This is a genomic window from Burkholderia cepacia complex sp. TUM26381 (assembly GCF_057439935.1).
In genome coordinates this window covers 3,316,702-3,342,230 of record NZ_CM172006.1, presented here as the reverse complement: position 1 = coordinate 3,342,230, position 25,529 = coordinate 3,316,702, and the positions used below count along the sequence as shown (strand labels likewise).

Here is a 25,529-nt window from a genome sequence, read left to right as displayed (position 1 = left end):
GATCGGCGTGCGGCCCTCCAGAATGCGGCCGGTCGGCTGCCGATGCCGCGCGAAGCGCTGTTCGGGTCGGGCTCGGCCGCGAGCTTGCAAACGGGGGGCGGCGCACGCCGCCGTGTGGATATCCGGCCGCCGAAACGACTCGCGGCACTGTGTATTTCGAGGGTGAGCGTCGAGGCCCGATCGGGTGAAGAGCCGCGTCCGGTATGGATTGCCGGTCGTCGGAGCGCGGCGAAAGGCACATCTTCGATCGATCGGAGAACGTGCGCCCATGTGGATATCCGGACCCTCAAGCCACTCGAAGCGCTGTGGTTTTCGGCGGTGAGGGTGGTCGGATGGCTGAAAGGCAATGCAGTTCCGGGCGTGGACAACCGCCGCCGCAGCCAGTCGAATTCCTGTGCATACAAACGGTGAGGGTGAGACGGCGATCACGCAGCATGGGTGTTCCGGCGTGGATATTCGCCTGACAAACTCACTCTCGACCCTGTGTATTCGAACGGTGAATGTGCGCGGCGGATCGACGAAATGCGCCGGGTCCGATGTGGATATCCCGGGCCGAAACCCACTCGCCGCGCTGTGCATTCCGACGGTGAGCAGCGACACCCGGGCGAGCCGCATGCCGATTCCGGGTGTGGATATCCCGGCCCGGACGCCACTCGAAACGCTGTGCAATCGAACGGTGAGCACGCGCCCGATCGGACGAAGCATTGTGGACATCCGGCGCCACCGACCAATCGGAACGCTGTGTATTGCAACGGTGAGGGTGACCGCCCGAGCCACGGAAACCCTTGTCGCACGGGGTTCGCGCGCCAGTCGCGGGGCTGACGGCGGGCCGTCGGGCATGCACCGCCCGTGACGCCGATCCACCCGGTCGTCCGAACGTCCCGCCAACCCCGCTCCCGCCACCGCGCGCGAAAACTCTCTCAAATCCCGGCAAAAACCTGCGCAGTCTTTCTCGCTACAGCCCCGGCCGAGCAAGATGAGAAAAAACATTCTCGGCTCCGCGCGAAAAAATAGAGCCATTCGCTGCCGCCGGTCACGCGCCGCCCGACGTCCCGCCGCGCAGCCCAGAACAGCACAATCCGGAGACTATCCCCCATGACCGCCCGCCTGCCCGTCGATGGCACGCCTGCCTTGTCCGACTACCGCCTGACCGACAACCTGACCGCGACGCGCGGCCGGATCTTCCTGACCGGCACGCAGGCGCTGATTCGCCTGCTGCTGATGCAGCGCACGGTCGACACCGAACAGGGGCTCAACACGGCCGGCTTCGTCAGCGGCTATCGCGGCTCGCCGCTCGGCATGGTCGACCAGCAGCTGTGGAAGGCGAAGAAACTGCTCGACACCAGCGGCGTACGCTTCCTGCCGGCGATCAACGAGGAACTCGGCGGCACGGCCGTGCTCGGCACGCAGCGGGTCGAGTCCGATCCCGAGCGCACGGTCGAGGGCGTGTATGCGATGTGGTACGGCAAGGGCCCGGGCGTCGATCGAGCCGGCGACGCGCTGAAGCACGGCAACGCGTATGGCTCGTCGCCGCACGGCGGCGTGCTGGTCGTCGCCGGTGACGACCATGGCTGCGTGTCGTCGTCGATGCCGCACCAGAGCGACTTCGCGATGATCGCGTGGCACATGCCGGTCGTGAACCCGGCGAACATCGCCGACATGCTCGAATTCGGCCTGTACGGTTGGGCGCTGTCGCGCTACTCGGGCGCGTGGGTCGGCTTCAAGGCGATCTCCGAAACGGTCGAGTCGGGCTCCACGGTCGACCTCGATGCGCTGCAGACGCGGTGGCCGGCGCCGGAAGGCTTCACGCCGCCGTCGGGCGGCCTGCACAACCGCTGGCCCGACCTGCCGAGCCTGACGATCGAGGCGCGCCTCGCCGCGAAGCTCGACGCGGTGCGTCATTTCGCGCGCACCAACAGCATCGACAAGTGGATCGCGCCGAGCACGCACGCGAACGTCGGCATCGTCACCTGCGGCAAGGCGCACCTCGACCTGATGGAGGCGCTGCGCCGTCTCGACCTGACGGTCGCCGATCTCGACGCGGCCGGTGTGCGGATCTACAAGGTCGGCCTGTCGTATCCGCTCGAAATGACGCGCATCGAGACGTTCGTCGACGGTCTCGCCGAAGTGCTGGTGATCGAGGAGAAGGGCCCGGTCATCGAGCAGCAGATCAAGGATTACCTGTACAACCGCACGGAAGGCGCGCGCCCGCGGGTGCTCGGCAAGCACGACGCCGCCGGCGCATGCCTGCTGTCCGAACTCGGCGAGCTGCGCCCGTCGCGCATCCTGCCGGTGTTCGCCGAATGGCTCGCGCGGCACAAGCCGGCGCTCGACCGCCGCGAACGCGTCGTCGATCTGGTCGCGCCGCAGATCCTGTCGAACGAAGCCGACGCCGTGAAGCGCACGCCGTACTTCTGCTCCGGCTGCCCGCACAACACGTCGACGAAGGTGCCGGAAGGCTCGATCGCGCAGGCCGGCATCGGCTGCCATTTCATGGCGTCGTGGATGGAGCGCGACACGACCGGGCTGATCCAGATGGGCGGCGAGGGTGTCGACTGGGCCGCGCACGCGATGTTCACGAACACGAAGCACGTGTTCCAGAACCTCGGCGACGGCACCTACTTCCATTCGGGCATCCTCGCGATCCGCCAGGCGGTCGCCGCGAAAGCGAACATCACGTACAAGATCCTCTACAACGATGCGGTCGCGATGACGGGCGGCCAGCCGGTCGACGGCAGCATCTCGGTGCCGCAGATCGCACGGCAGGTCGAGGCGGAAGGCGTGTCGCGCTTCGTCGTCGTGTCCGACGAACCGGAGAAGTACGACGGCCATCACGGGCAGTTCCCGGCGGGCACGACGTTCCATCACCGCAGCGAGCTCGACACGGTGCAGCGCGAGCTGCGCGAGACGCCCGGCGTCACCGTGCTGATCTACGACCAGACCTGCGCGGCCGAGAAGCGCCGCCGCCGCAAGAAAGGTGAATTCCCCGACCCGGACAAGCGCCTGTTCATCAACGACGCGGTATGCGAAGGCTGCGGCGACTGCGGCGTGCAGTCGAACTGCCTGTCGGTCGAGCCGCTCGAGACGCCGCTCGGCCGCAAGCGCCGCATCGACCAGTCGTCGTGCAACAAGGACTATTCGTGCGTGAACGGCTTCTGCCCGAGCTTCGTGACGGTCGAAGGCGCGGCGCTGAAGAAGGCTGCCGGCGCCGCGTTCGACGAAGCGGCGCTGGCCGCGCGCGTCGACGGGCTGCCGGTGCCCGCGACGCATCTCGACGCCGCGCCGTTCGACATGCTCGTGACGGGCGTCGGCGGCACGGGCGTCGTGACGGTCGGCGCGCTGATCAGCATGGCCGCGCACCTCGAAGGCAAGAGCGCGTCGGTGCTCGACTTCATGGGCTTCGCGCAGAAGGGCGGCTCGGTGCTGTCGTTCGTGCGGATCGCGTCGAGCGACCGGTGGCTGAACCAGGTGCGCATCGATACGCAGCAGGCCGACGTGCTGCTCGCGTGCGACATGGTCGTCGGCGCGAGTGCGGAGGCGCTGCAGACGGTGCGTCACGAGCGCACGCGGATCGTCGTCAACACGCACCGGATCCCGAACGCATCGTTCGTGCAGAATCCCGACGCGAACCTGCATGCGGACGCGCTGCTCGAGAAGATGCATCACGCGGCCGGCGACGGCTACCTGTCGAGCTGCGACGCGCAGGCGCTCGCCGCGAAGTTCCTCGGCGATTCGATCGGCGCGAACATCCTGATGCTCGGCTATGCGTGGCAGCTCGGCCTCGTGCCGGTGTCGCTCGCCGCGATGATGCGCGCGATCGAGCTGAACAATGTCGCGGTGCCGATGAACAAGCTCGCGTTCTCGATCGGCCGGATGGCGGCCGGCGACGCGGCGGGCCTCGACGCGTTGTGGAACGCGCGTCACACGGTGGCCGTGCAGGCCGCGCCGGAGACGCTTGCCGAGGTGATCGCCGATCGCGAAGCGCGTCTCGACGCGTATGGCGGCGTGCGTTACGTCGAGCGCTACCGTGCGCTCGTGAACGCCGCGCGCGCAAAAGGCGACGACGCGCTGACGCGCGCGGTCGCGACGACGTTCTACCGGCTGCTCGCGGTGAAGGACGAATACGAGGTTGCGCGGCTGTACGCGGACGATACCTTCCGCACGGCGCTCGAAGCGCAGTTCGAAGGCGTGCCGGGGCAGGCGTACCGCGTGAAGTTCAACCTCGCTCCGCCGACGGTCGCGAAGGCCGGCAGCGACGGCAGCACGCCGAAGAAGCGCGTGTTCGGCCAGTGGATGTGGCCGGTGTTCGGCGTGCTGGCGCGCGTGCGCAGCCTGCGCGGCACGTGGCTCGATCCGTTCGGCCGCACCGTCGAGCGCAAGATGGAGCGCGCGCTTGCCGACGACTACGAGACGACGCTTGCGCGTGCGTTCGCCGCGATGACGGCCGGCAATGCGGCGCAGGTCGTGCAACTGGCCGACCTGCACGCCCGCGTGCGCGGCTTCGGCCACGTGAAGGTGCGCAACCTGGCCGGCGTGAAGCGCACGGAGCGCGAGCTTGCGTTGCAGCTCGGCATCGACGCGGCGACGAGCGTGGCGGTGCAGCATGCGCTCGACGAGATGAAGGGCGCGGGGATGCTGAAGGGGATTCCGGTCGTCGTCGCGAAGTAGCGCGATCGCGGGCGGATGTGAAAAAGGCGACGCTGCTGCGTCGCCTTTTTTTATCCGGACTTCGACCCGATTGCGCACCGGCGGCTGCCGGCCCGTCAAAGAATGCCTTTCTTGCGCGTCGACAGCGCGGTTTCCGACAGGTCGATCTCGCGGATCAGCTTCGTCAGCGTCTCGTCGGAAATCTTGCTGTCGCTGCGCAGCCGGTACAGCGCCGAGCGTTCCGCGCGCACGGCCGCGATCCGCATCTGCAGTTCCATCGTCTCGGCCTGCTTCGCTTCCGCGCGCGGCGTGGGGCCGTCCTCGGCCAGCGCGGAGAGCCGGCGGCGATACTGGTCCATCACGCGTGCGGAGATGTCCGCGCAGCGTGCGGCGCCCGATTCGTCGAGATCGGCCGAGATCGCATCGTGCGACGAGTCGATCGCGCGGATCGCGGCCTGCGCGGCGGCCGAGCGCGCGGAGCGTTCCTCGTCGCCGAGCGGGTTGCGCGCCGAGCGCACGCCGCGCAGCAGCAGCGGCAGCCCGATCACCGCGACGATCAGCGAGCCGAGGATCACGGCCGATGCGACGAAGATCGCGGTGTCGCGCCCCGGCAGCGGCGCGCCGTCCGACAATGCGACGGGGATCGACAGCACGCCGGCGAGCGTGACCGCACCGCGCACGCCGCCGACCGTCATCACCGCGATCGTGCGCACGCCGGCCATCGTGCCCGCGAGGCCCTGGCGCGCGGCGCGGCGGCTCGCGAACCAGCGCAGCAGCCACACCCACGTGAAGCGGATCGCATACAGCGCGAGCATCATCGCGCACACGTTGAAGATCATCCGGCCGACCAGCGCGTCGCTCGTATGGTGCGCATCGACGAGCGCGCGGCCGATGATGTGCGGCAACTGCAGCCCGAGCATGATGAACACCATGCCGTTGAACACGAACTCGATCATCGCCCACGTGCTTTCGGCCCGCACGCGCGACGCGACCGTGCTTTTGCGCGAGAAGCTCGTGTAATTCATCATCATCCCGGCCGACACGGCCGCGAGCACGCCCGACAGGTCGAGGTGCTCGGCGAACAGGTAGGCCGCGAACGGCACGAGCAGCGTCATCACGATGCCGGGGGCCGGATCGCCTTCCTGCTCGGCGTTCAGGAAGCGCGTGGACAGCGCGCTGAACACCCACGACACGATCGCGCCCGTCGCGAGCCCGCCGGCGGCGACGATCACGAACGTGACTGACGCGGCGCGCAGCGAGAACACGCCCGTCAGCGCGGCCGCGATCGCGAACTTCAGCGCGACGAGGCCCGACGCGTCGTTCATCAGCGCCTCGCCTTCGAGGATGTGCATCAGTTGCGGCGGGATCCGGCCTTTGCCGGCGATGCCGGACAGCGCGACCGCGTCGGTCGGCGACAGCACGGCCGCGAGCGCGAACGCGATCGGCAGCGGCAACTCGGGAATCAGCCAATGCGCGAAGTAACCCACTGCGAGTACCGTCATGAACACGAGCCCGAATGCGAGCATCAGGATCGCGCGGCGCTGCAGGTACAGCTCGCGTTTCGGAATCCGCCAGCCGTCCGCGAACAGCAGCGGCGGAATGAACAGCAGCATGAAGATTTCGGGGTCGAACGTGACGTGCAGGTTCAGCTTCGGCCATGCGAGCATCGCGCCGAACGCGATCTGCATCAGCGGCAGCGGCAGTTGCAACGGCAGAATGCGCGTGACGGCGCCGGACAGCGCGACGGTCAGCAGCAGGATCAGGACTGTGAAGACGATTTCCATCGATACGGCGAATACGGGGAATGAAACGATCGTACGGAGTGTAGCGTGCTGACGTGACGGCTGCGCTCGAGTGACCGGTGCGTGCGCACGAAAGTGGTGCATCCGGCGCGCGCCACGATGGTGCGAAGGCCCCGTGCAGCCGCATGGCGTACGGGTTGTCAGGACCTTGCACGGAGCTTGCTTGAAGGTGGGCAGCCGTCCGGCATCGACCGGGCAACCGAGGGTCCAACCATGACATTGAACGCGCCGTCCGTTTCGGCGGGCGGCGCGTTCGAAGGCAATACCAGGAGGAAGGCATGACGATCGTTCAACAGGAGCGTCCGGCCGCCGCGTCGCCGTACCGGTTCGAGCGGGAGATGAGCTCCGGCTTCGAACGTCTGGCCACGCAGCACCGCGACCTGACGCTGACGACCGTGTTCCAGCCGATATTCAGCCTGTCGCACCAGCGTGCGGTCGGCTACGAGGCGCTGCTGCGCGCGCACGATGCGCTCGACCGCGCGGTGTCGCCGCTCGACGTGTTCGGCGAAGCCGCGCGGCAGGGCGAACTGCTGCAGCTCGACCGGCTCGCGCAGGCGCTGCATCTCGAGAACTTCGCGCTGCTCGGCGCGGAGCGCGAGTGGCTGTTCCTCAACGTCCATCCGGGTGTGCTGACCGATCCGTTCCAGGCAGCCGCGCTGCTCGCGAACCTGAAGCGGCTCGGCATGCCGCCGCGCCGCATCGTGCTCGAAGTGCTCGAACAGCGCGCGGAAGACGTCGAGCGGCTCGCGGAAGCCGTGCGCGAATTCCGCACGCACGGCTTCCTGATCGCGCTCGACGATTTCGGCGCCGGTCATTCGAACCTCGAACGGATCTGGCAGCTGAACCCGGACATCGTGAAGCTCGACCGGATCATGCTGTCGCACGCGGCGCACCGCACCGGGCTCACCGCTATCCTGCACGGGCTCGTCACGTTGCTGCACGAGGCCGGCAAGCTCGTGCTCGTCGAAGGGATCGAGACCGAGCACGAGGCGCAGATCGCGCTGTCGTGCGAGGCCGATTTCGTGCAGGGCTACTACTTCGGGCGCCCGGCGCCGGGGCTGCCCGACAGCGCGGCCGCGACCGGCTGCATCGGCGAGCTGACCGAGCGCTTTCGTCAGCAGACCGAAGCGCGCGAGCGGCGCGACGCGCAGCGGCTCGCGCCGTACCGGCGCGCGTTCGAGCGGGCGGCCGAGCGTCTCGCGGCCGGCGAGCCGCTCGACGAGGTGTGCTGGAACTTCCTCGCGCTCGACGCGGCCGCGCGCTGCTTCCTGCTCGACGCGCACGGCCGGCAGTCGGGCCGCAACGTCGTGCTGCGCGCCGATCGCGCGCTCGCCGAGGCGCGCTTCTCGCCGCTGGCGGACGCGCAAGGTGCGAACTGGCTGCGCCGGCCGTATTTCCGCTCGGCGATCGCCGAGCCGGGGCGCGTGCAGGTCACGCGGCCGTACCTGTCGATCAACGAGGCGCAGCCGTGCGTGACGCTGTCGGTGGCGGTGCGCGTCGGCGATGCGCAGCGCGTGCTGTGCGGCGACATCGACTGGGTCGACGACGAAGCGGACGCCGGCTAGGGGCGCACGGATCGCATGCGGCGATCGGGGCGCGGCGGCGCGGGGCGGCCGTTGCGTTCGCCGCGGGCTTCCCCGACAATGGCCCGACCGCGGCCGTCGTGACCGCGATCGCGCCGTCCCGGGGGCCAACCATGGCGGCGAATAAAAGGAAAACACAATGAAAAGACCGATTTCGCTGACCATCCTCGCGTGGATCATCATCGTGACCAACGCGATCACGTGCGTCTATACGCCGTTCTCGATCGGCATGCCGACCACCCAGGCGCTGATGTCGCACTACCTGCTGCCCGTGTGGGCGACGTTCGGCATCAGCATGATTATCGAAGCGGCGAACGTCGTCATCGGCATCGCGATCCTCAAGGGCCGCGAATGGTCGCGCATGGCGTATATCGTGACATTCGTGTTCGGGATTGCGTTCTCGTTAATCAACATGCCGGCGTCGATGCTCGCGGTGCTGATTCCCGGCCTCCTGCTGTTCGCGTTGTTCGTCTACCTGCTGTTCCGGCGCCCCGCGACCGCGTATTTCCGCCAGACGCCCGCATGAACGCCGTGCGCAACGCGCTGGCGATCGTGCTGTTCGCGATCGCGGGCATGTGCGTGATCGTCGCGCAGATGGTCGCGTTCCTGAAGGTCGGCCAGACGACGGTGATGGTCGTGTTTGCCGCCGGGATGTCCGCGGTTTCGGTTGCGCTTTTGGCTGCGGGCGCGTTTGCCGGCGCGTTCCGGCCGCGTGCGCGCGGTGCCGGCATCGCGCTGCTCGTCGCGACCGCGACCACCGCGCTCGGGATGATCGGCTGGGCGACGCTGCTGCTCGCGCCGGGGATCGTCGACGTGATGCAGCAGCAGGGCGTGCACTTCAACGCGCGGATGTTCGAGTTCGCACCCGGCACCGTGGCGACCGGCCTGTCCGCGCTCGTCGGCGTCTGGCTCGTGCGGCGCGGCTGACGCGCACGGCCGCCGGCACGCTGGCGTCCGTCACGCGGCTCGGCTAGGATGCGCGAATTGTCCAGACGATTCGCGGGCCGCCCATGAACCGAAACGCCGCTTCTTCCGTCCTCCTCGAAGTGATCGCCACGACCGTCGGCGATGCGAAGGCCGCCGCCCGCGCGGGCGCCGACCGCCTCGAGCTCGTGACCGCGATCACCGAAGGCGGGCTGACGCCCAGCGTCGGCCTGATCGAGGCCGTCGTGGCCGCGGTGCCGATTCCCGTCAACGTGATCGTGCGTCCGCACAGCCGGTCGTTCGTCTATGACGCCGACGACCTGCGCGTGATCGAACGCGACGTGCGCGCGGCCGTCGCGGCCGGCGCGAACGGCGTCGTGTTCGGCGCGCTCGACGCGCACGGCGACATCGATCTCGGCGCGCTGGCCCGCATCGCGGCCGCCGCGGACGGCCGGGCACTCACGTTCCACCGGGCGTTCGACGTCGCGCGCGATCTGAACGCCGCGTTCGACGCGCTGCTGCGCGTGCCGGCCGTCACGTCGGTGCTGACGTCGGGCGGCCATCCGTCGGTACTCGATGCCGTCGCGACGATCACGCGGCTCGTGCGGCAGGCGGCCGGTTCGACCTGCACGGTATTGGCCGGCTCGGGGCTCACGATCGATGCGGTCGGCGATTTCGTCCGTGCGACCGGCGTGCGCGCGGTGCATTTCGGCTCGGGCGTGCGGCCGCGCGGCGAGGTGCTCGCGCCCGTCGACGAACAGCGCGTCGAGCGCGTGCGCGCGGCGCTCGACGGCGCGGCGGCGCACGTGTGACGCGCCCGGCGGCGGCCGCAGCCGCTGCCCCGTGCGCTGGCGCCACCACGCACCGGAACATGAAACGCGACAGAGGGCCACATGACCGACGCAACACACGACACGCAGGACGGCGCGGACGATGACGCCGCGCCCGGCTGGGACGCGATCGACGGTGCGCTTGCACGCCTCTATCCGGGCCAGGAGCCGAAGCACTACGGCACGCTGGTCAAGTGGCGGCTCGGCGGCCCCGATCCGCTCGACGGGATCAGCGTGTGGAAGCGCGCGGGGCCCGTGCCGCACTGGCACTTCGTCACGTACGGGCTGAGCGAGCTGTATGCGAAGGAGTCCGACGATCCGGCCGTCAGCGGCTTCGGGTTCGAGCTGACGATGCGCGTCGCGTGCGCGGTGGGCGAAGAGGAGCCGCCGCGCTGGGTGTTCAGCTTCCTGCAGAATCTCGCGCGCTACGTGTTCCAGAGCGGCAACGCGTTCGACGACGGCCACTGGATGACGGCCAACGGCCCGATCGCGCTCGATACCGGCACGGCGCTCTGCTCGATGGGCTTCGCGTTCGATCCGGAACTGCCGTCGATCGACACGCCGCACGGCCGCCTCGCGTTCCTGCAGGTCGTCGGGCTGACGCTCGACGAAGAGCGCGCCGCGAAGCGCTGGCGCACGCGCGCGCTGCTCGACACGCTGCTGCCGCACATGCCGCTCTGGGTGACCGAGCTCGGCCGCGCATCGCTGCTCGAACGCGCGGACGTGCGCGAGCAGGTCGACGCGGGTACGCAGCGCGACGGCTCGGCGAGCGGCTACCTGTTCACCGACGTGCTCGGATGGGACACGCGCAAGCGGCTGCTGCGCGCGCCCGTGATCGAGATTACCGTCGGCGCGCGGCAGGTCGAGGAACTCGTCGCGTTGCTGCCGTTGCGGCTGCCGTTCGACCGCGCGTTCCGCCTGGTCGGTCACGACGGCGCGCTGCGGTTCGTGCACGGCGACGCGAACGCCGTGACCGACGAAGACGGCACGCTGACGCTGCGGCTCACCGACGCGACGGTGCAGGCGCTGGCGCGCACGCTGAAGCCGCGCGCGGGCGAGTATGCGATCGACGGGCTCGACGGCGTGCGCTGGCGCGTCGAGAAGACGGTGATCCGCGACGCGAAGGGCAACCCGGTACAGACGATCGGGTAAGCCGCTGCCGCGCCGTCGCAGGCGCGGCGGCGTTACGTATTCCGCACGAACCAGGCCCGCTTCGCGGTGCCGAGCAGCGCGCGATAGACGACCCACGACACGACGAAGGTCGCCGGTGCCGACAGCGACGCGGCGAACCCGGTCGCCTGGTTCAGCGCGAGCCCCGCGAACGCACCCGCGAACCACGCAGTCAGCCCGCCCGGATTGAACACCGGCACATGCGCGTCGCGGCACTCGACATCGTCGCCGACGAGCTGCCCGTAGCGCGCCGACAGGATGTGCGCGAGCGCGACGCCGACCCACGCGACGACGAAGATGCCCTGGTACGCGAGCGCCTGCAGGATCCGCGAGAAGATGTCGGCCATCATCAGCGCGTAGACGACCGCGCCGACCACGAGCGCCCATACGAACTTCGGCGCGCGCAGCCCGGCGACCTTCTGGAAGAACGCCTGCATGTTGACGGTCGCGAGGTAGTAGTTCGCGGTGTTGATGCGCGACTGCGTGACCCATACGAACAGCAACCCCCACACGCCCATCAGCTTGAGCAGCGCGAGCACGACCGACACTTCCGACAGCGTGCCGAGCCCGGGAATCGTGGCGACGAGATAGATGCCGGCCGCGCCGTTGACGAGGAACGTGACGAGATAGAACGGCATCCCGAAGTTGAAGCGGCCGTGATAGCGGGCGTCCTCCTTGCGGCCGAAGCGCGCGTAGTCGAACGTGAACATCATCAGCACCCACACACCCATGTAGTAGACGAAGCACTGCCACCAGCCGCCGGCCGGTGCGCCGCCCGCCGGCCCGAAATCGAGCCACGCGGCGTGATAGCCGTACTCGGCCGTCGCGAGCCCGACCGCCGCGAGCAGCCCGAACAGGTAGAACGGCAGCAGCACGCCGTTGAACTTGTCGAGCCAGTGCTGCACGCTGCCGAACACGAGCGGCACGCTGTAGCAGACGACGATCAGCGCGGCCCATTGGTAGTCCAGCGCCGGAAACTGGTGATGCGCGGCGACCGCGATCACCGAGCCCTCGAACACCGCGTAGTAGATCGCCGTCGCGAAGAAGATCAGCGTCGCGAGCGCCGCGCCCGCGCTGCCGAACAGCACGCGCGAGAACAGCGCGACCGACAGGCCGGTGCGAATCGCATAGCGGCTGATGATCGAATTGACGACGCCGTACGACACCACCGACAGCGCCATGCCGATCAGCGCGTTGCGCGCGCCGTAGGTGAGCGCGAGCGTCGCGCCGACGACGATGTAGAACACCGCGCTGCAGACGGCCCACCACGCCATCGTCAGCGAAAAGGGCGGCATGCGCGCGTGATCGGGAATGGCGAGCGTCGACAGGTCGAGATCCTCGTCGGTGCGGGCCTGAGCCAGGTTGGCCATGAGCGTGCTCCTCGATGAGCAAAACAGCGGACGACGTCTGGGCCGCGGGTCAGGCGATCCGCAGGGTTGCCCCGACGTCGGGCGGGCAACCGGTCCGGCAGAAACGGCGCGCAAGCGTCCCCGCCGCGCCGCGCGCGGCCGCACGGGCGGGAAACGAAAGCGAAGGATGAAAACGGCGGGCGGCGAACGGCGCCCGGCAGGGTGGCCGGGCGTCCGGCGCTCAGTCCTGCAGCACGGCGCGCAGCAGCGCGAGGCGCCGCTGGTACTCGCGGCGTGCCGCGAGCGCATCGGCCATCGTCACGCGCACGAAGCGCGCGCGATGGTTCGGCTGCATCTGGCCGATCAGGTCCATGTCGGCGCTGATGACCGTGCCGATCGTCGCGTAGCCGCCACCCGACACCGCGTCGCGATGCAGGATGATCGGCTCGAGCCCGGCCGGCACCTGGATCGAGCCGATCGGATAGCACGCGTCGACGATGTTCGACGGATCGGCGCCCGCGCCGAACGGCTGTTCGCGCGGCCGGAACTGCAGCGGGCGCCCGTTCTTGTAGCGGTAGCCGATGCGGTCGGCTTCAGGCGCGACCGTCCATTCGTCGTCGAAGAACGTGTGCGCCGATGCGTCGGTGAGCCGGTAGTGGTACAGGCCCGTCAGCACGCGCAGTTCGACCTGGCTGTCGAGCGGCCGGACGACCGCCGCCGGCAGCTCGCGCCCTTCGCGATGCATGCCGCGCGCGGCGCCGATCGGCAGCCGGTCGCCTTTCTGCAGCCGCCGGCCCGCATGGCCGCCGATCGCGCCGAGCGCATAGGTCGAGCGGCTGCCGAGCACGACCGGCACGTCGATGCCGCCCGCGACGGCCAGGTAGGCCCGCGCACCGCCCTTCACGTAGTTGAACGACAGCACACTGCCCGCGCGGATGCGCAGCGCGATGTTGCAGCACTGCCCGACGCCGTCGATCTTCGGCGTCATCTCGGCGCCCGTGACGGCAACGAGCGCGTCCGCATGGAACATCAGCTCCGGGCCGAGCAGCGTGCATTCGAGCACGGCCGCTTCTTCGGGATTGCCGACCAGCAGGTTCGCCGCACGCGACGCATACTGGTCGAGCGCGCCCGACGGCGGGATGCCGACGTGGTAGTAGCCTTGCCGGCCCGTATCCTGGACCGACGTCGCGAGGCCGGGCTTGATGACCTCGATCAGGTTGTGCGCGTCAGCTGGCATGCAGCACCTCGACGAGAGAACGGTTGACCGCATCGGGATCGCGCAGGAACGCGTCGAGCGAGAATTTCACCGGGCGCACGCGCAGCGAGAACGTGCCGGCCTCGACGGCCGCCACTGCCGCGTCGTATGCGTCGCGATCGATCGGCTGGAACTTCACGATGTCGCCGGGCCGGAAGAACACCATGAAATCGTGCAGGTAGTCGAGCCGTTGCGCGGGATCGAAGATCGGCGCCGGCGTCACGCCGAACATCTGGTAGCCGCCCGCGCCGCGCACCGAATAGATGCAGCCGAAGCAGCCGCCGTGGCCGACCGTCAGCTTCGGCGTGTCGGTGCGCGGCCGCAGGTATTTCGGCACTTCGAGCTGCCGTTCGCGCTCGACCATCTGGTACATGAACGGCAGGCCCGCGACGAAGCCGACCATCGACACGAACCACGGCGAACCCGAGTGCGCGGCGATGAAGTCGTCGACGTCGCGCTTGCCGTTGATCCGCGCCGCGTATTCGAGATCGGTCGACGACGGGTCCTGGTGACGCTCGCGAAACCGCATCAGCGTCTCGTGCGTCCACGGGTCGTTGTAGAGCACCGGCACCTCGACGATGCGCGTGTCGAGTTCGAGCGGCGCGTCGCCGACCTCGGCCTCGATCGCCTTCAGCAGCGCGACGAGCGCGTCGGGCTCGATCACGTCCGGGTCGTAGCGCACCTGGTAGGACGCGTTCGCCGGGCAGATTTCGGTGATGCCCGGCACCGCGCGCCGCTGCAGCTCGCGCGTGATCGCCGTGCCCTTGAAGAAGGCGTCGAGCGACATCGCCTCGCTGATCTCGACGAACACGAACTCGTCGCCGCCGAACGTATAACGGGTCGTCACAGGGCCTCCCCGACGCGCGCGGCGTCCGCGGTTGCGTGCTGCCGGGCGGCGGCCGTCGCGGCCTCGCGCCATTGCGGCATCCATGCTTCGAGAAAATTCGTGTGATAGCGGCCCGCGCGCACGTCGTCGTCCGCGAGCAGCGCGACGTGCAGCGGCGCGGTCGTCTTCAGGCCGCCCACGTGCAGTTCGCCGAGCGCGCGCGACAGGCGCCGCAGCGCGGCCGCGCGGCTCTCGTCGTGCACGATCAGCTTCGCGAGCAGCGAATCGTAGAACGGCGGCACGACGTAGCCCGGATAGAGCAGCGAATCGATGCGCACGCCGGGGCCGGTCGGCCACACCAGGGCGTCGATCCGGCCGGGATTCGGGCGGAAATCCTGCAGCGGATCTTCCGCGTTGATCCGGCATTCGAGCGCCGCGCCGCGCATCGCGATGTCCGGCTGCGCGAACCGCAGCGGCTCGCCGTCGGCGATGCGCAGCGTCTCGCGCACGAGATCGATGCCGGTGATCGCCTCCGTGACCGGATGCTCGACCTGGATGCGCGTGTTCATCTCGATGAAGTAGAACTCGCCGCGCGCGTCGTCGAACAGGTATTCGAGCGTGCCCGCGCTGCGATAGCCGACTTCGCGCGCGAGGCGCGTGGCCGACGTGCACAGCGCGTCGCGCTGCGCCGGCGTGAGCGACGGCGACGGCGCTTCCTCGAGGATCTTCTGGCGGCGCCGCTGCAGCGAGCATTCGCGCTCGAACAGATGGACGACGTCGCGGCCGTCGCCGAGCACCTGCACCTCGATGTGCCGCGCCCGTGCGATGAAGCGCTCGAGATAGACTCCGCCGTCGCCGAACGCAGCCTGCGCTTCGCGCTGCGCGAGCGGCAGTTCGGCGTCGAGCTGCGCGGCGTCGTGCGCGACGCGGATGCCGCGCCCGCCGCCGCCCGCGGCCGCCTTGATCATGATCGGATAGCCGATGCGCGCGGCGACCGCACGGGCCTCGTCGAGCGATTGCACGACGCCGTCGCTGCCGGGCACCGTCGGCACGTTGGCGCGCCGCGCGGTGTCGCGGGCGCGCGCCTTGTCGCCCATCGTCGCAATGACCTGCGAGTCCGGTCCGACGAAGATCAGCCCGGCCGCTTCGACCTGCGCGGCGAACGCGGCATTTTCGGACAGGAAGCCGTAGCCGGGATGGATCGCGTCCGCGCCGCATTGCCGCGCGGCGTCGAGGATCGCGGCGGGATTCAGATAGCTTTTCGCTGCATGCGACGAGCCGATGTGGATCGCCTCGTCGGCCATGCGTGCGGCGAGGCTGTCGCGGTCGGCGTCGCTGACCACGGCGACCGCGCGCATGCCGAGCTCGCGCGCCGCGCGGATCACGCGCACCGCGATCTCGCCGCGATTCGCGACCAGCACGGTCTTGATCCGCGCCGGGCGATAGAACGTGTCGGGGGAGGTGGCCGGCTTCATCGCGTCACCCCTCGATCCGCATCAGGACCTGGCCCGCGTCGACCGGTTCGCCGTCCTCGACGAGCAGCTCGACCACGCGGCCGGCCGCTTCGGCTTCGATCTCGGTGAACTGCTTCATCACTTCGACGAGGCCGACCACGGCGCCCGCGGCGACCGTCGCATCGACCGCGACGTAGTAGGCCGCATCGGGCGACGGGCGCCGGTAGAACGTGCCCGGCAACGGGCTGACGATATCGTGCAATGCCATCTGGCGTCTCCTTGAATCGGGTTCAGTGATGGGCGGCGAGCGGTCGCGGGCCCGCGGTCCGGATGCCTTCGCGGACCAGCGCATCGCGCGTGTCGCGGACGAGGTCGAGCGCGCCCGGCGTGTCGCTGTGGATGCAGACCGAATCGAAATCGATGTCGATGTCGTCGCCGTCGACCGTGCGCACCTTGCCGTCGATGCACGCGCGCAACACCTTGTCGGCGACCTGCTGCGGGTCGAGGCGGCCCACGCGGCGCGTGAACACGATCGAGCCGCTGCGGTCGTAGTCGCGGTCGGCGTAGAACTCGCGGATCACCGGCTGTCCGTACTCCCTGGCAACGCGATAGGTGACCGATGCCTCCATGCAGTACAGCCACAGGCCGGGGTCGACGCGCTGCAGCGTCTCGATCAGCAGCCGGGAGAACGCTTCGCTCGTTGCCGCGTGCATGTAGAGCGCACCGTGCGGCTTGACGTGCTGCAGGCTCACGCCGTTGAGCCGCGCGAACTCGCGCAGCGCGCCGAGCTGGTACAGGATGTCGTGGACGAGCGCCTGCGGCGTTTCGGTGATCGTGCGCCGGCCGAAGCCGACCAGATCGCGAAAGCCCGGATGCGCGCCGATCCCGACGCCGGCGTCGCGCGCAAGCTGCACCGTGCGCGCCATGATGTTCGGATCGCCGGCGTGAAAACCGGTGGCGATGTTCGCCGAGCTGATGAGCGGCATGATCTGCTCGTCGACGCCGTCGCCGATCGTCCACGGGCCGAAACCTTCGCCCATGTCGGAATTCAGGTCGACACTGTGCTTCCTCATACGGATCGTTCCTCCAGGTTCTCCGGTGTCGTTTGCGCCGGGGGCGCGGGCCGAAACCGTGTTGAACGCAGGTTAGCCGTGCGGGGTGCGTCAAAATAGTTCTATTTTTGTATGCGACCGTATCGATTTTTTAGATATCGCGCGAAGCGGCCGCGCAGCGCCGCCGCAGGCGGGTGTGCGCAGGGTGGGCGGTCACGGATTGCCGCCGGCGGGGCGGTTGATATGATGTTTGCCGTGTGCCCATCAGTTTTCCACCGGACATGGCCCTGACTCTCAGACAGCTCAAGTACTTCGTCGCGACCGCCGAGCTCGGACAGATCTCGCAGGCCGCGATCCAGCTCACGATCTCGCAGTCGGCCGTGACGAGCGCGATCAAGGAGCTGGAGGACAGCCTCGGCACGCAGCTGTTCCTGCGCACGCCGGCGGGCGTGACGCTCACCGACACCGGGCGGCGCTTTCTCAATCACGCGTACACGATCCTGTCGTCGGTCGACGAGGCGATGCGGATCCCGAACCTCGAAAGCACGCTGACCGGCACGCTCGCGATCGCCGCGAGCTACACGGTGCTTGGCTACTTCCTGCCGCACCACGTGCTGCGGTTGAATACGCTCTATCCGCGCCTGACGATCCACCTGCACGAGCTGAACCGCGAGTCGATCGAGGAAGGGCTGATCGCGGGCCGCTACGACATGGCCGTGCTGCTGACGTCGAACGTGTCGAATCCCGAGCTCGTGCTGGAGCCGGTGATCCATTCGGTGCGCCGGCTGTGGGTCGGCGCGCATCATCCGCTGCTCAGGCGCGAGAGCGTCACGTTCGCGGAGGTCGCGCACGAGCCGTTCGTGATGCTGACGGTCGACGAGGCCGGACAGACGGCGCTGCGCTACTGGAACGAGACGCCGTACCGGCCGAACGTGATCCTGCGCACGTCGTCGGTCGAGGCCGTGCGCAGCATGGTCGCGAACGGCAGCGGCGTCGCGATCCTGTCCGACATGGTGTATCGCCCGTGGTCGCTCGAAGGGCGGCGCATCGAGACGATCGTGCTGCGCGACCCGGTGCCGCCGATGAGCGTCGGCCTCGCGTGGCGCAAGAACATCGAGCTGAGCCCCGCGATGCACGCGGTGCGCGATTACTTCCGGCACACGTTCATGGAGCCGCGCGCGCTGGGCGGCGCGACCTGAGCGCGCGGCGAACGCGCATGAAAAAAGCCGGGACGCATCCCGGCTTTTTTTGTGTATGGCGGACGAATCCGCCATGCGTGGCGCTTACGCGCTGGCCGACATCGCGTCCGCGTCGCTCGAGCGGATGCCGAGGCGCTCGAACAGCGCGCGGTCCTTCTGCGATTGCGGATTGCTGGTCGTCAGCAGCTGGTCGCCGTAGAACATCGAGTTCGCGCCGGCGAGGAAGCACATCGCCTGCAGCCCGTCGTCGAGCTGCTCGCGGCCGGCCGACAGGCGCACGACGGCCTTCGGCATCGTGATGCGCGCGACTGCAATCGTACGCACGAACTCGAACGGGTCGAGCGGCGCGGTGCCTTCGAGCGGCGTGCCTTCGATCGCGACGAGGTTGTTGATCGGCACCGAATCCGGATACGGGTTCAGGTTCGCGAGCTGCGAGATCAGGCCCGCGCGCTCGCGGCGCGATTCGCCCATCCCGATGATGCCGCCGCAGCACACGTTGATGCCGGCGTCGCGCACGCGGTCGAGCGTGTCGAGGCGGTCCTGGTACGTGCGCGTGGAGATCACCTGGCCGTAGAACTCCGGCGACGTGTCGAGGTTGTGGTTGTAGTAGTCGAGGCCCGCGTTCGCGAGTTCCTGTGCCTGTTCGTCCTCGAGCATGCCGAGCGTCATGCAGGTCTCGAGGCCGAGCTCCTTCACGCCGCGCACCATCTCGGTCAGCGCCGGCATGTGGCGCTCCTTCGGGTTGCGCCACGCGGCGCCCATGCAGAAGCGGCTCGCGCCGTTCGCCTTCGCCGCGCGCGCGGCATCGAGCACCGCGTCGACGTCCATCAGCTTCTCGGCCTTCAGGCCCGTGTCGTGATGCGACGACTGCGAGCAGTAGCCGCAGTCTTCCTCGCAGCCGCCCGTCTTGATCGACAGCAGCGTCGACAGCTGCACTGCGTTCGCGTCGAAGTGCTCGCGATGCACCTGCTGCGCGCGGAAGAGCAGGTCGTTGAACGGCAGTGCGAACAGCGCGACGACGTCGGCGACGCGCCAGCGCTGCGAGGCCGGTGCAGCCACGGGAATCGCGTCGGGTTGCACGGCGGCGGTCTGGGCTTGGGTCATTTCGTTTTCCTGTCCTGGGCGGGATTGGGGGATCGGTTGGGTCAATGCTGCGCGGTGCGCAGCGTCTCGACGAGCGCGGCGATGTCGAGCATCGCCGCGGCGGATTCGGAGGCGGCCGGGCTCATGTACGGAATGCGGCCGAGCAGCGGCGCGCGGTGCTCGCGCGCGAGCCAGTCGCGCATCGTTGCGATGTTCTCGTCGGGGAACGACATGGCCGCGTCGACGTGGTTCGCAACCCAGCCTGCGAGCTTGAGGCCGCGTGCGGCAATCGCGTCGGCGGTGAGCAGCGCGTGGTTGATGCAGCCGAGCCGCACGCCGACCACGAGCACGACCGGCACGCCGAGCGCGACGGCGAGATCGGCCATGTCCTGCGTGTCGTTCATCGGCACGCGGAAGCCGCCGGCGCCTTCGACGACGACGATATCCGCGCGCGTGAGCGCTTCGCGATGGCACGCGACGATCGTGTCGATGTCGAGCGTCACGCCTTCCTGCGCGGCGACGATATGCGGCGCGGCCGGTGCTTTCAGCAGGAACGGCGTGCGCAGCTCGGGCGGCAGCACGACGTTCGCGGCGGCATCGAGCTGGTCGGCGTCCTCGTTGCGCCAGATGCCGTCGCGTTCGTACGCGCCGGCCGCGACGGGCTTCAGTGCGGCCGCACGCAGGCCGTGCCGCGCAAACCCGTGCAGCATCGCGGCCGACACGAAGGTCTTGCCGATTTCGGTGTCGGTGCCGGTGACGAAAAGGGAAAGGGGGGCCGTCATGCTGCGTCCTTGCTTGCTGCCAGCAACGCGGCTTCGAGCCGCGCAAGATCGTCGAACGAATGCGCGGCCGACAGCGACACGCGCAGCCGCGACGTGCCGGCGGGTACCGTCGGCGGCCGGATCGCGGGTACCCACAGGCCGTGCGCGTCGAGCGCGCGCATCGCGGTGAGCGTCGCGTCGTTGCTGCCGATCACGAGCGGCTGCACGGCCGTGTGCGAATCGACCGGTTGCCAGCGCGTGTTGCGCAGCAGCGCGCGGGTGCGTTCGATCAGGGCGGCGAGGTGCGTGCGTCGTGTGTCGCCTTCGTCGCCCGCGATCACCTTCAGGCTGGCCGATACCGCATGCGCGACGGCCGGCGGTGCGGCCGTCGTGAAGATGTAGCTGCGCGCGCGCTGGATCAGCCATTCGATCACGGTTTCATGGGCGATCACGAACGCGCCCGCGACGCCGGCCGCCTTGCCGAGCGTGCCGACGTAGACGAGATGCGGCGAACGCAGCGCGGCGGCCGCGAGCGCACCGCGGCCCTGCGGGCCGAGCACGCCGAAGCCGTGCGCATCGTCGACGACGAGCCACGCGCCGTGGCGTTCGGCCAGCGCGACGAGTTCGGCGAGCGGCGCGATATCGCCATCCATGCTGAACACGGTGTCGCTGACGATCAGTTTCGTTTCGGCATCCGATGCGTCGAGCAGTGCGGCGAGCGCCGCCGTATCCGCGTGCGGATAGACCTGCACGTTCGCGCGCGACAGCCGCATGCCGTCGATCAGCGAGGCGTGGTTCAGCGCGTCGGAGAAGAGTGTCGCGCCCTTGCCGGCCAGGGCCGTCATCGCGGCGAGGTTCGCCATGTAGCCGGTGCTGAAGTACAGCGCGCGCGGGGCATCCGAGAAGCCGCCCGCGAAGCCCGCGAGTTCGTCCTCGAGTGTCGCGTGTGCGCGCGAATGGCCTCCGAGCAGGTGCGAGCCGCCGCTACCGGAGCCGTAGCGCCGCGCGCCTTCGGCGAATGCGGCGACGAGCGCCGGATGCGCAGCGAGGCCGAGGTAGTCGTTGCTCGCGAAGCCGATGATCTCGCGGCCGTTCACGGTCATGCGCGCGTCGCACGCGGTGTCGGCGATGCGGCGCACGCGGCGCAGCCCTTGCGCGTCGAGATCGGCGAGGCCGCGTTGCAGGGTGTCGAGCAGGCTCATCGGCCGATTTCCTCCAGGGTCGCGTCGAGCGTGTCGCGCGTGCGCTGCGCGAGCCACGCGATGTCGTCGTCGCTCATCACGTACGGCGGCATCAGGTACACGGTCGTGCCGATCGGGCGCAGCAGCAGCTCGCGCTCCAGCGCGCGTTCGAAGAAGCGCCGCGAGAAGCCGCGTGCCGCGTCGCCGTCGAGCGCGACGTCGAACGCGAACAGCGTGCCGCGTTCGCGCAGGTGGCGCACCTGCGGATGCGCGTCGAGGGAGCCAAGCGCGGCGCGCAGCGTCGCCGATTTGCGCGCGTTGCCCGCGAGCACGTCGTCGCGCGCGAACAGGTCGAGCGTCGCGACCGCCGCGCGGCACGCGAGCGGGTTGCCGGTGTACGAATGCGAGTGCAGGAAGCCGCGGGTCGTGTCGTCGTCGTAGAACGCCGCGAACACGTCGTCGCGCGTGAGCACGAGCGACAGCGGCAGGTAGCCGCCGCTGATGCCTTTCGACAGGCACATGAAATCGGGCCAGACGCCGGCCTGCTCGCAGGCGAAGAAGGTGCCGGTGCGGCCGCAGCCGACCGCGATCTCGTCGGCGATCAGGTGCACGCCGAATTCGTCGCACAGCGCGCGCAGCCCGCGCACGTACGACGGATCATGCATCGCCATGCCGGCCGCGCACTGCACGAGCGGCTCGACGATCAGCGCGGCGATCCGGTCGCCGCGTTCGGCGAACAGGCGCCGCACGTCCGCGAGCGCGCGGCCCGCGACGTCGGCAGCCGTCTCGCCCGGCAGCGCGCCGCGCGCATCGGGCGACGCGACGACGTGCGCATGGCGGATCAGCGGGTCGTACGCATCCTTGAACAGCGCGACGTCGGTCACGCCGAGCGCGCCGATCGTCTCGCCGTGATAGCTGTTCGCGACGCAGACGAATTCCTGCTTGTTCGCGCGGCCGCGGTTGCGCCACGCGTGGAAGCTCATCTTCAGTGCGATCTCGACGGCCGATGCGCCATCCGACGCGAAGAACGCATGGCCGAGGTTGCGCGCGGTGAGCGTGTGCAGCCGCTCGCCGAGCTCGATCGCGGGCTCGTGCGTGCAGCCGGCGAGCATCGCGTGCTCGAGCGTATCGAGCTGGTCCTTCAGCGCCGCGTTGATGTCCGGGTTCGCATGGCCGAACAGGTTGACCCACCACGAGCTGATCGCGTCGAAGTAGCGGCGGCCGTCACGGTCGTACAGCCACACGCCCGCGCCGCGCGCGACGGGGACGAGCGGCAGGCGCTCGTGATGCTTCATCTGGGTGCAGGGATGCCAGACCGCGCGCAGGCTGCGCGCGACCCAGTCGTCGGTGGCTGGCGTACTCAAGGCGACTCCGGGGGTAAAACGACCGCGCGGCATCGACGGGATGCCGCGCGGCGGGATACGAAACGCGCTGAGATTAGCGTGTTCCGCGGGACGTTGCACTAGCGGTTACAAACCCTGCAAAGCCTTACTGGGCGGGAGTTCGGCGCAGTTCATGGCGGCTCGGAACGGAACGCGGCGGAAGGGGGGAAATGGCCGCAGATGACGACGTTCGAGTGACACCCCCCGACAGAAAAAAATCGCGGGACGGCACGCGGCACGATTGCAAAAAATCGGGGAGCGAAGGGGGAAACGGGCGAACGGGGCGACGTCGCGCGCACAAGGCGGCGGTCGAATGATCTGCGGAATCGGGCGTGAAATCAGGTGCGAAAACGGGCGCGCCGGAACGGCGTGCGACGGCGCGCGAGGTGCACGCGGACAGGAGAAAACGCAGGAAGGAGCGTCAGCTGAGCGGGCCGGCGGCGGACGGGCCGCCGCGCGTCAGCGCGAGGCCAGCGCGCGCGTGTCGGTGTCGCGCGTGGTGTCGTCGCCGTTGTCGGCCGTCTGCGTCGTGTTCGCGTTCCACACGACACGGTCGTTGACCGCGTACAGCCGGCATGCCCCCGCGCCTTGCTTCGCGCAGTTGTCGAGTGCAAGCGCCATCGGGTCGTCGCCGCCTTCTGCCCACGACCACGCCCCTTCCGACGACACCGCGAACGCGCGGCTCGGATGCTGGTTCAGGAAGCGGCGATAGCCTTCGCGGCCGGCTTCGTCGACGAACGGCACCGCGCCGACCGCATCGATCGACGCATAGCCGGTGGCCTTCGGCTCGTGCGGGTTCGCGACTGCGTAGCGTACCGAGGTCGGCAGGTTCAGTTGCGCGAGGAATGCATTGACGGCCGGCCACCACACGGGCACGCCGTCGCGATCGACGATCAGCCGGTGCGCGTCGTCCTTGTAGCGGCCGAAATCGATGAACTGGGCCTGCGTGCCATGCGACACGTACGCGTCGTGCATCTGCGCGACGAGCGCCGGGGTCCATACCGAATCGTTGTCGCCGTACAGCCACAGCGACCGCACGGCCGTGTGCGCGCCGTACTGGTCGAACGCATCGACGAGGTTGCGCTGCCAGCCGTCGCACAGGTCCTGGCGCAGCCCGCCCGAGAAGTTGATGATGCCGCGCACGCCCGGCGCGGCTTCGGTGCCGTACGCGACCGATACGAGGCCGCCGTGCGACGTGCCGGCGACGACGATGCGCGACGCATCGACGTACGGCTGGTGCGACATGTAGCGCACCGTCGCATCGACGTCGGCGGCCTGCGCGAGGCCGTTCTTGCCGACGTTGCAGCCTTCCTGCTGGTACGTGCCGCTCGAGCCGGCGAAGCCCTGGCGGTTCGGCGCGATCACCGCATAGCCGCGGCGCACGAATTCGCGTGCGAACGCGAGCGGCCGGCTGCGCGGCTGCAGATGGAGATCGCCGGTGTTCTTGCCGTGGTTGAAGACGACGAGCGGGAACGGGCCGGGGCCGTCCGGCTTGAAGAGCGTCGCCTCGAGCGTTACGGCGCCCGAAGCATCGGCCGGGATGCGGAGAATCTGTTCGTTGAGATCGGCCGCGACCTGCGGCAGGTTCGCGTCGCTGTAGTCGAAGCGCTCGGCATGGGCGAGCGATACGCTGGTACCTGTATTGGCGTTCGGCAGCGTACCGGCCTGAGCGGCCGACAGCGCACAGGCCGCCATCCATCCCACCAATACCTTGCTGAACGCCATTCGTAAGCCCTGCCATGCAACATGACCAATTCGAGGTCATCGTAGCCCGACAAAATCGGGTTGTGCAATGCGGGAATTACCCGGCGTCTGACACAGCAACTATTTGTCAGCGTTCGCTTACTTCGCCGTCGACATAGCGCCAGAAACCGTGCTCGTCGCGCTCGAAACGGCTCGTCTCGTGGAGCCGGTAGGCGCGTCCGCCGACCTTGTAGCGCGCCACGAATTCGACCTCCGCGTGGCGTTCGTCGAGCGGCGCATGGCGTTTGACCGCGAGGCCGAGCCAGCGCGGCGCGTCGGGTGCTTCGGGGTCGGTGTCGAGATCGGGCGGGCAGGTGCGCGCCGCCCACGTCGCGCGCAGGTAGTCGGTCGCGCCGAGCACGTATGCGCTGTACCGCGAACGCATCAACTCGAGCGCGGTCGGCGCGGCTTCGCCGCCGTCGATGAAGCGGCCGCAGCAGGCCGCATAGCGCGGCGGCGCCGCTTTACCGGCGGCGGCGGGGGACGCGCCGCCGCACGGGCACGCGTCAGGTCGGGTCAAAATCATGCGAAACGGGAATTAACGACGATCGGTTGTCGGTTCGGCTCACCAGCTCAGCTCGATGCCGTCGTACTGGAAGAAGCGGCCGTTGGCCTGCGACACGTCCGAACCGGATTCGGCGATCACGCGGCGCATGCCGGTCACGCTGGTTTCCGGGTCGATCGCGGCCTGCGCGCCGCCCATGTCGGTGCGCACCCAGCCGGGATGCAGCGAGATGCACGCGGCATGGCGTGTCTGCAGCGACGCGATGCGCAGCGCGTCGTTCAGCGCGGCCTTGCTCGCGCGGTACAGCCAGCCGGTCGTGCCGGTCGCCTCGGCGATGCTGCCCATCCGGCTCGACACGACGGCCAGCACGCCGCGCGCATCTTCGACGAGCGGCAGCAGGATCGGCAGCAGTTGCATCGGTCCACGCACGTTCGTATGCATCACCGCGTCGAAATCCTCGGCGGTGATCGTCTCGACGCCTTCGGTGCGCGGCCCGTACACGCCCGACACGAGCACGGCCGCATCGAGCCGTTCGCCGTCGAGCTTCCAGCCGAGCGCCGCGATCTGCTCGGGCTGCGCGATATCGAGCGCATGCGCCTGCGCACCGAGCGCGCGCAGCGCGTCGAGCGACGCATCGTCGCGCGCGGTGGCGATCACGTTCCAGCCGTCGCGCCGGTATTGCCGGACGAATTCGCGGCCGAGGCCGCGCGATGCGCCGACGATCAATACGGTTTTCATGCCCGTCGCTCCTTTCCGTGGCGCCGCCGCGGCGGCGCCGGTGTC

21 protein-coding genes are annotated in these 25,529 nt (G+C 69.1%); 7 read left to right on the top strand and 14 right to left on the bottom strand.

Going from position 1 to position 25,529, the window contains the following annotated elements:
• Positions 1 to 1,095 precede the first annotated feature (1,095 nt).
• Positions 1,096 to 4,668 (top strand): indolepyruvate ferredoxin oxidoreductase family protein, encoded by a 3,573-nt coding sequence (locus tag ACWMMN_RS15665; protein ID WP_486422835.1) that lies wholly within the window; start codon positions 1,096 to 1,098, stop codon positions 4,666 to 4,668.
• Between the two features lie 95 nt (positions 4,669 to 4,763).
• On the opposite strand, the gene ACWMMN_RS15660 is transcribed toward ACWMMN_RS15665, so the two are convergent.
• A complete protein-coding gene (locus ACWMMN_RS15660) occupies positions 4,764 to 6,431 on the bottom strand; it encodes a Na+/H+ antiporter (RefSeq protein WP_059233043.1) in 1,668 nt (555 codons plus the stop codon).
• A gap of 296 nt (positions 6,432 to 6,727) precedes the next feature.
• Here ACWMMN_RS15660 and ACWMMN_RS15655 point away from each other — a divergent pair, with 296 nt between their 5' ends.
• The 5 genes from ACWMMN_RS15655 (at position 6,728) to ACWMMN_RS15635 (ending at position 10,938) form a co-directional block, all read left to right on the top strand.
• Entirely contained in the window at positions 6,728 to 8,014 is a 1,287-nt protein-coding gene (locus tag ACWMMN_RS15655; protein WP_486422834.1) for a sensor domain-containing phosphodiesterase, read from the top strand.
• 157 nt (positions 8,015 to 8,171) lie between these two features.
• Positions 8,172 to 8,558, top strand: a complete 387-nt coding sequence (locus tag ACWMMN_RS15650) for a hypothetical protein (protein ID WP_486422833.1) — start codon at positions 8,172 to 8,174, stop codon at positions 8,556 to 8,558.
• Complete coding sequence (locus ACWMMN_RS15645) at positions 8,555 to 8,959, top strand: hypothetical protein (protein WP_486422832.1); 405 nt, start codon at positions 8,555 to 8,557, stop codon at positions 8,957 to 8,959. Before ACWMMN_RS15650 ends, ACWMMN_RS15645 begins: the two co-directional genes overlap by 4 nt.
• A gap of 83 nt (positions 8,960 to 9,042) precedes the next feature.
• Positions 9,043 to 9,768: a copper homeostasis protein CutC gene (locus ACWMMN_RS15640; protein WP_059233047.1), complete on the top strand. Its 726-nt coding sequence runs from the start codon at positions 9,043 to 9,045 to the stop codon at positions 9,766 to 9,768.
• Positions 9,769 to 9,849: 81 nt separating this feature from the next.
• Positions 9,850 to 10,938: a suppressor of fused domain protein gene (locus tag ACWMMN_RS15635; RefSeq protein WP_486422831.1), complete on the top strand. Its 1,089-nt coding sequence runs from the start codon at positions 9,850 to 9,852 to the stop codon at positions 10,936 to 10,938.
• Between the two features lie 32 nt (positions 10,939 to 10,970).
• Here the strand turns inward: ACWMMN_RS15635 and ACWMMN_RS15630 are convergent, their stop codons facing one another.
• From ACWMMN_RS15630 to ACWMMN_RS15605, 6 genes are all read right to left on the bottom strand, one after another.
• A complete protein-coding gene (locus ACWMMN_RS15630) occupies positions 10,971 to 12,326 on the bottom strand; it encodes a purine-cytosine permease family protein (RefSeq protein ID WP_174994228.1) in 1,356 nt (451 codons plus the stop codon).
• Positions 12,327 to 12,546: 220 nt separating this feature from the next.
• A complete protein-coding gene (locus ACWMMN_RS15625; RefSeq protein WP_059233050.1) occupies positions 12,547 to 13,542 on the bottom strand; it encodes a 5-oxoprolinase subunit C family protein in 996 nt (331 codons plus the stop codon).
• A complete protein-coding gene (locus ACWMMN_RS15620) occupies positions 13,532 to 14,407 on the bottom strand; it encodes a 5-oxoprolinase subunit B family protein (protein WP_059236589.1) in 876 nt (291 codons plus the stop codon). The genes ACWMMN_RS15625 and ACWMMN_RS15620 overlap by 11 nt, the downstream gene beginning before the upstream one ends.
• On the bottom strand, positions 14,404 to 15,861 hold the full coding sequence (locus tag ACWMMN_RS15615) for an acetyl-CoA carboxylase biotin carboxylase subunit (RefSeq protein WP_059233051.1): 1,458 nt from the start codon (positions 15,859 to 15,861) through the stop codon (positions 14,404 to 14,406). Before ACWMMN_RS15615 ends, ACWMMN_RS15620 begins: the two co-directional genes overlap by 4 nt.
• Before the next feature lie 4 nt (positions 15,862 to 15,865).
• Positions 15,866 to 16,108: an acetyl-CoA carboxylase gene (locus ACWMMN_RS15610; protein ID WP_059233052.1), complete on the bottom strand. Its 243-nt coding sequence runs from the start codon at positions 16,106 to 16,108 to the stop codon at positions 15,866 to 15,868.
• Between the two features lie 22 nt (positions 16,109 to 16,130).
• On the bottom strand, positions 16,131 to 16,913 hold the full coding sequence (locus ACWMMN_RS15605; protein ID WP_059233053.1) for a 5-oxoprolinase subunit PxpA: 783 nt from the start codon (positions 16,911 to 16,913) through the stop codon (positions 16,131 to 16,133).
• 260 nt (positions 16,914 to 17,173) lie between these two features.
• On the opposite strand from ACWMMN_RS15605, the gene ACWMMN_RS15600 reads away from it, so the two are divergent.
• A complete protein-coding gene (locus ACWMMN_RS15600) occupies positions 17,174 to 18,091 on the top strand; it encodes a LysR family transcriptional regulator (protein ID WP_059233054.1) in 918 nt (305 codons plus the stop codon).
• Positions 18,092 to 18,175: 84 nt separating this feature from the next.
• On the opposite strand, the gene bioB is transcribed toward ACWMMN_RS15600, so the two are convergent.
• The 7 genes from bioB to ACWMMN_RS15565 all read right to left on the bottom strand — a co-directional run bounded on the left by bioB (position 18,176) and on the right by ACWMMN_RS15565 (position 25,484).
• Positions 18,176 to 19,195 carry a biotin synthase BioB gene (gene bioB, locus ACWMMN_RS15595; protein WP_059233055.1) on the bottom strand — a complete coding sequence of 340 codons (1,020 nt, stop codon included), beginning with the start codon at positions 19,193 to 19,195 and terminating at the stop codon, positions 18,176 to 18,178.
• 41 nt (positions 19,196 to 19,236) lie between these two features.
• On the bottom strand, positions 19,237 to 19,956 hold the full coding sequence (gene bioD, locus ACWMMN_RS15590) for a dethiobiotin synthase (protein ID WP_059233056.1): 720 nt from the start codon (positions 19,954 to 19,956) through the stop codon (positions 19,237 to 19,239).
• Positions 19,953 to 21,137, bottom strand: coding sequence for an 8-amino-7-oxononanoate synthase (bioF, locus tag ACWMMN_RS15585; protein ID WP_059233057.1), 1,185 nt, complete (start codon positions 21,135 to 21,137; stop codon positions 19,953 to 19,955). The genes bioD and bioF overlap by 4 nt, the downstream gene beginning before the upstream one ends.
• Positions 21,134 to 22,480 (bottom strand): adenosylmethionine--8-amino-7-oxononanoate transaminase, encoded by a 1,347-nt coding sequence (gene bioA / locus ACWMMN_RS15580; protein WP_486422830.1) that lies wholly within the window; start codon positions 22,478 to 22,480, stop codon positions 21,134 to 21,136. Before bioA ends, bioF begins: the two co-directional genes overlap by 4 nt.
• 477 nt (positions 22,481 to 22,957) lie before the next feature.
• A complete protein-coding gene (locus tag ACWMMN_RS15575; RefSeq protein WP_174994223.1) occupies positions 22,958 to 24,223 on the bottom strand; it encodes a dienelactone hydrolase family protein in 1,266 nt (421 codons plus the stop codon).
• Between the two features lie 106 nt (positions 24,224 to 24,329).
• Positions 24,330 to 24,767 carry a YchJ family protein gene (locus tag ACWMMN_RS15570; RefSeq protein WP_059233060.1) on the bottom strand — a complete coding sequence of 146 codons (438 nt, stop codon included), beginning with the start codon at positions 24,765 to 24,767 and terminating at the stop codon, positions 24,330 to 24,332.
• 39 nt (positions 24,768 to 24,806) lie between these two features.
• A complete protein-coding gene (locus ACWMMN_RS15565; RefSeq protein WP_174994222.1) occupies positions 24,807 to 25,484 on the bottom strand; it encodes an SDR family oxidoreductase in 678 nt (225 codons plus the stop codon).
• Positions 25,485 to 25,529 lie beyond the last annotated feature (45 nt).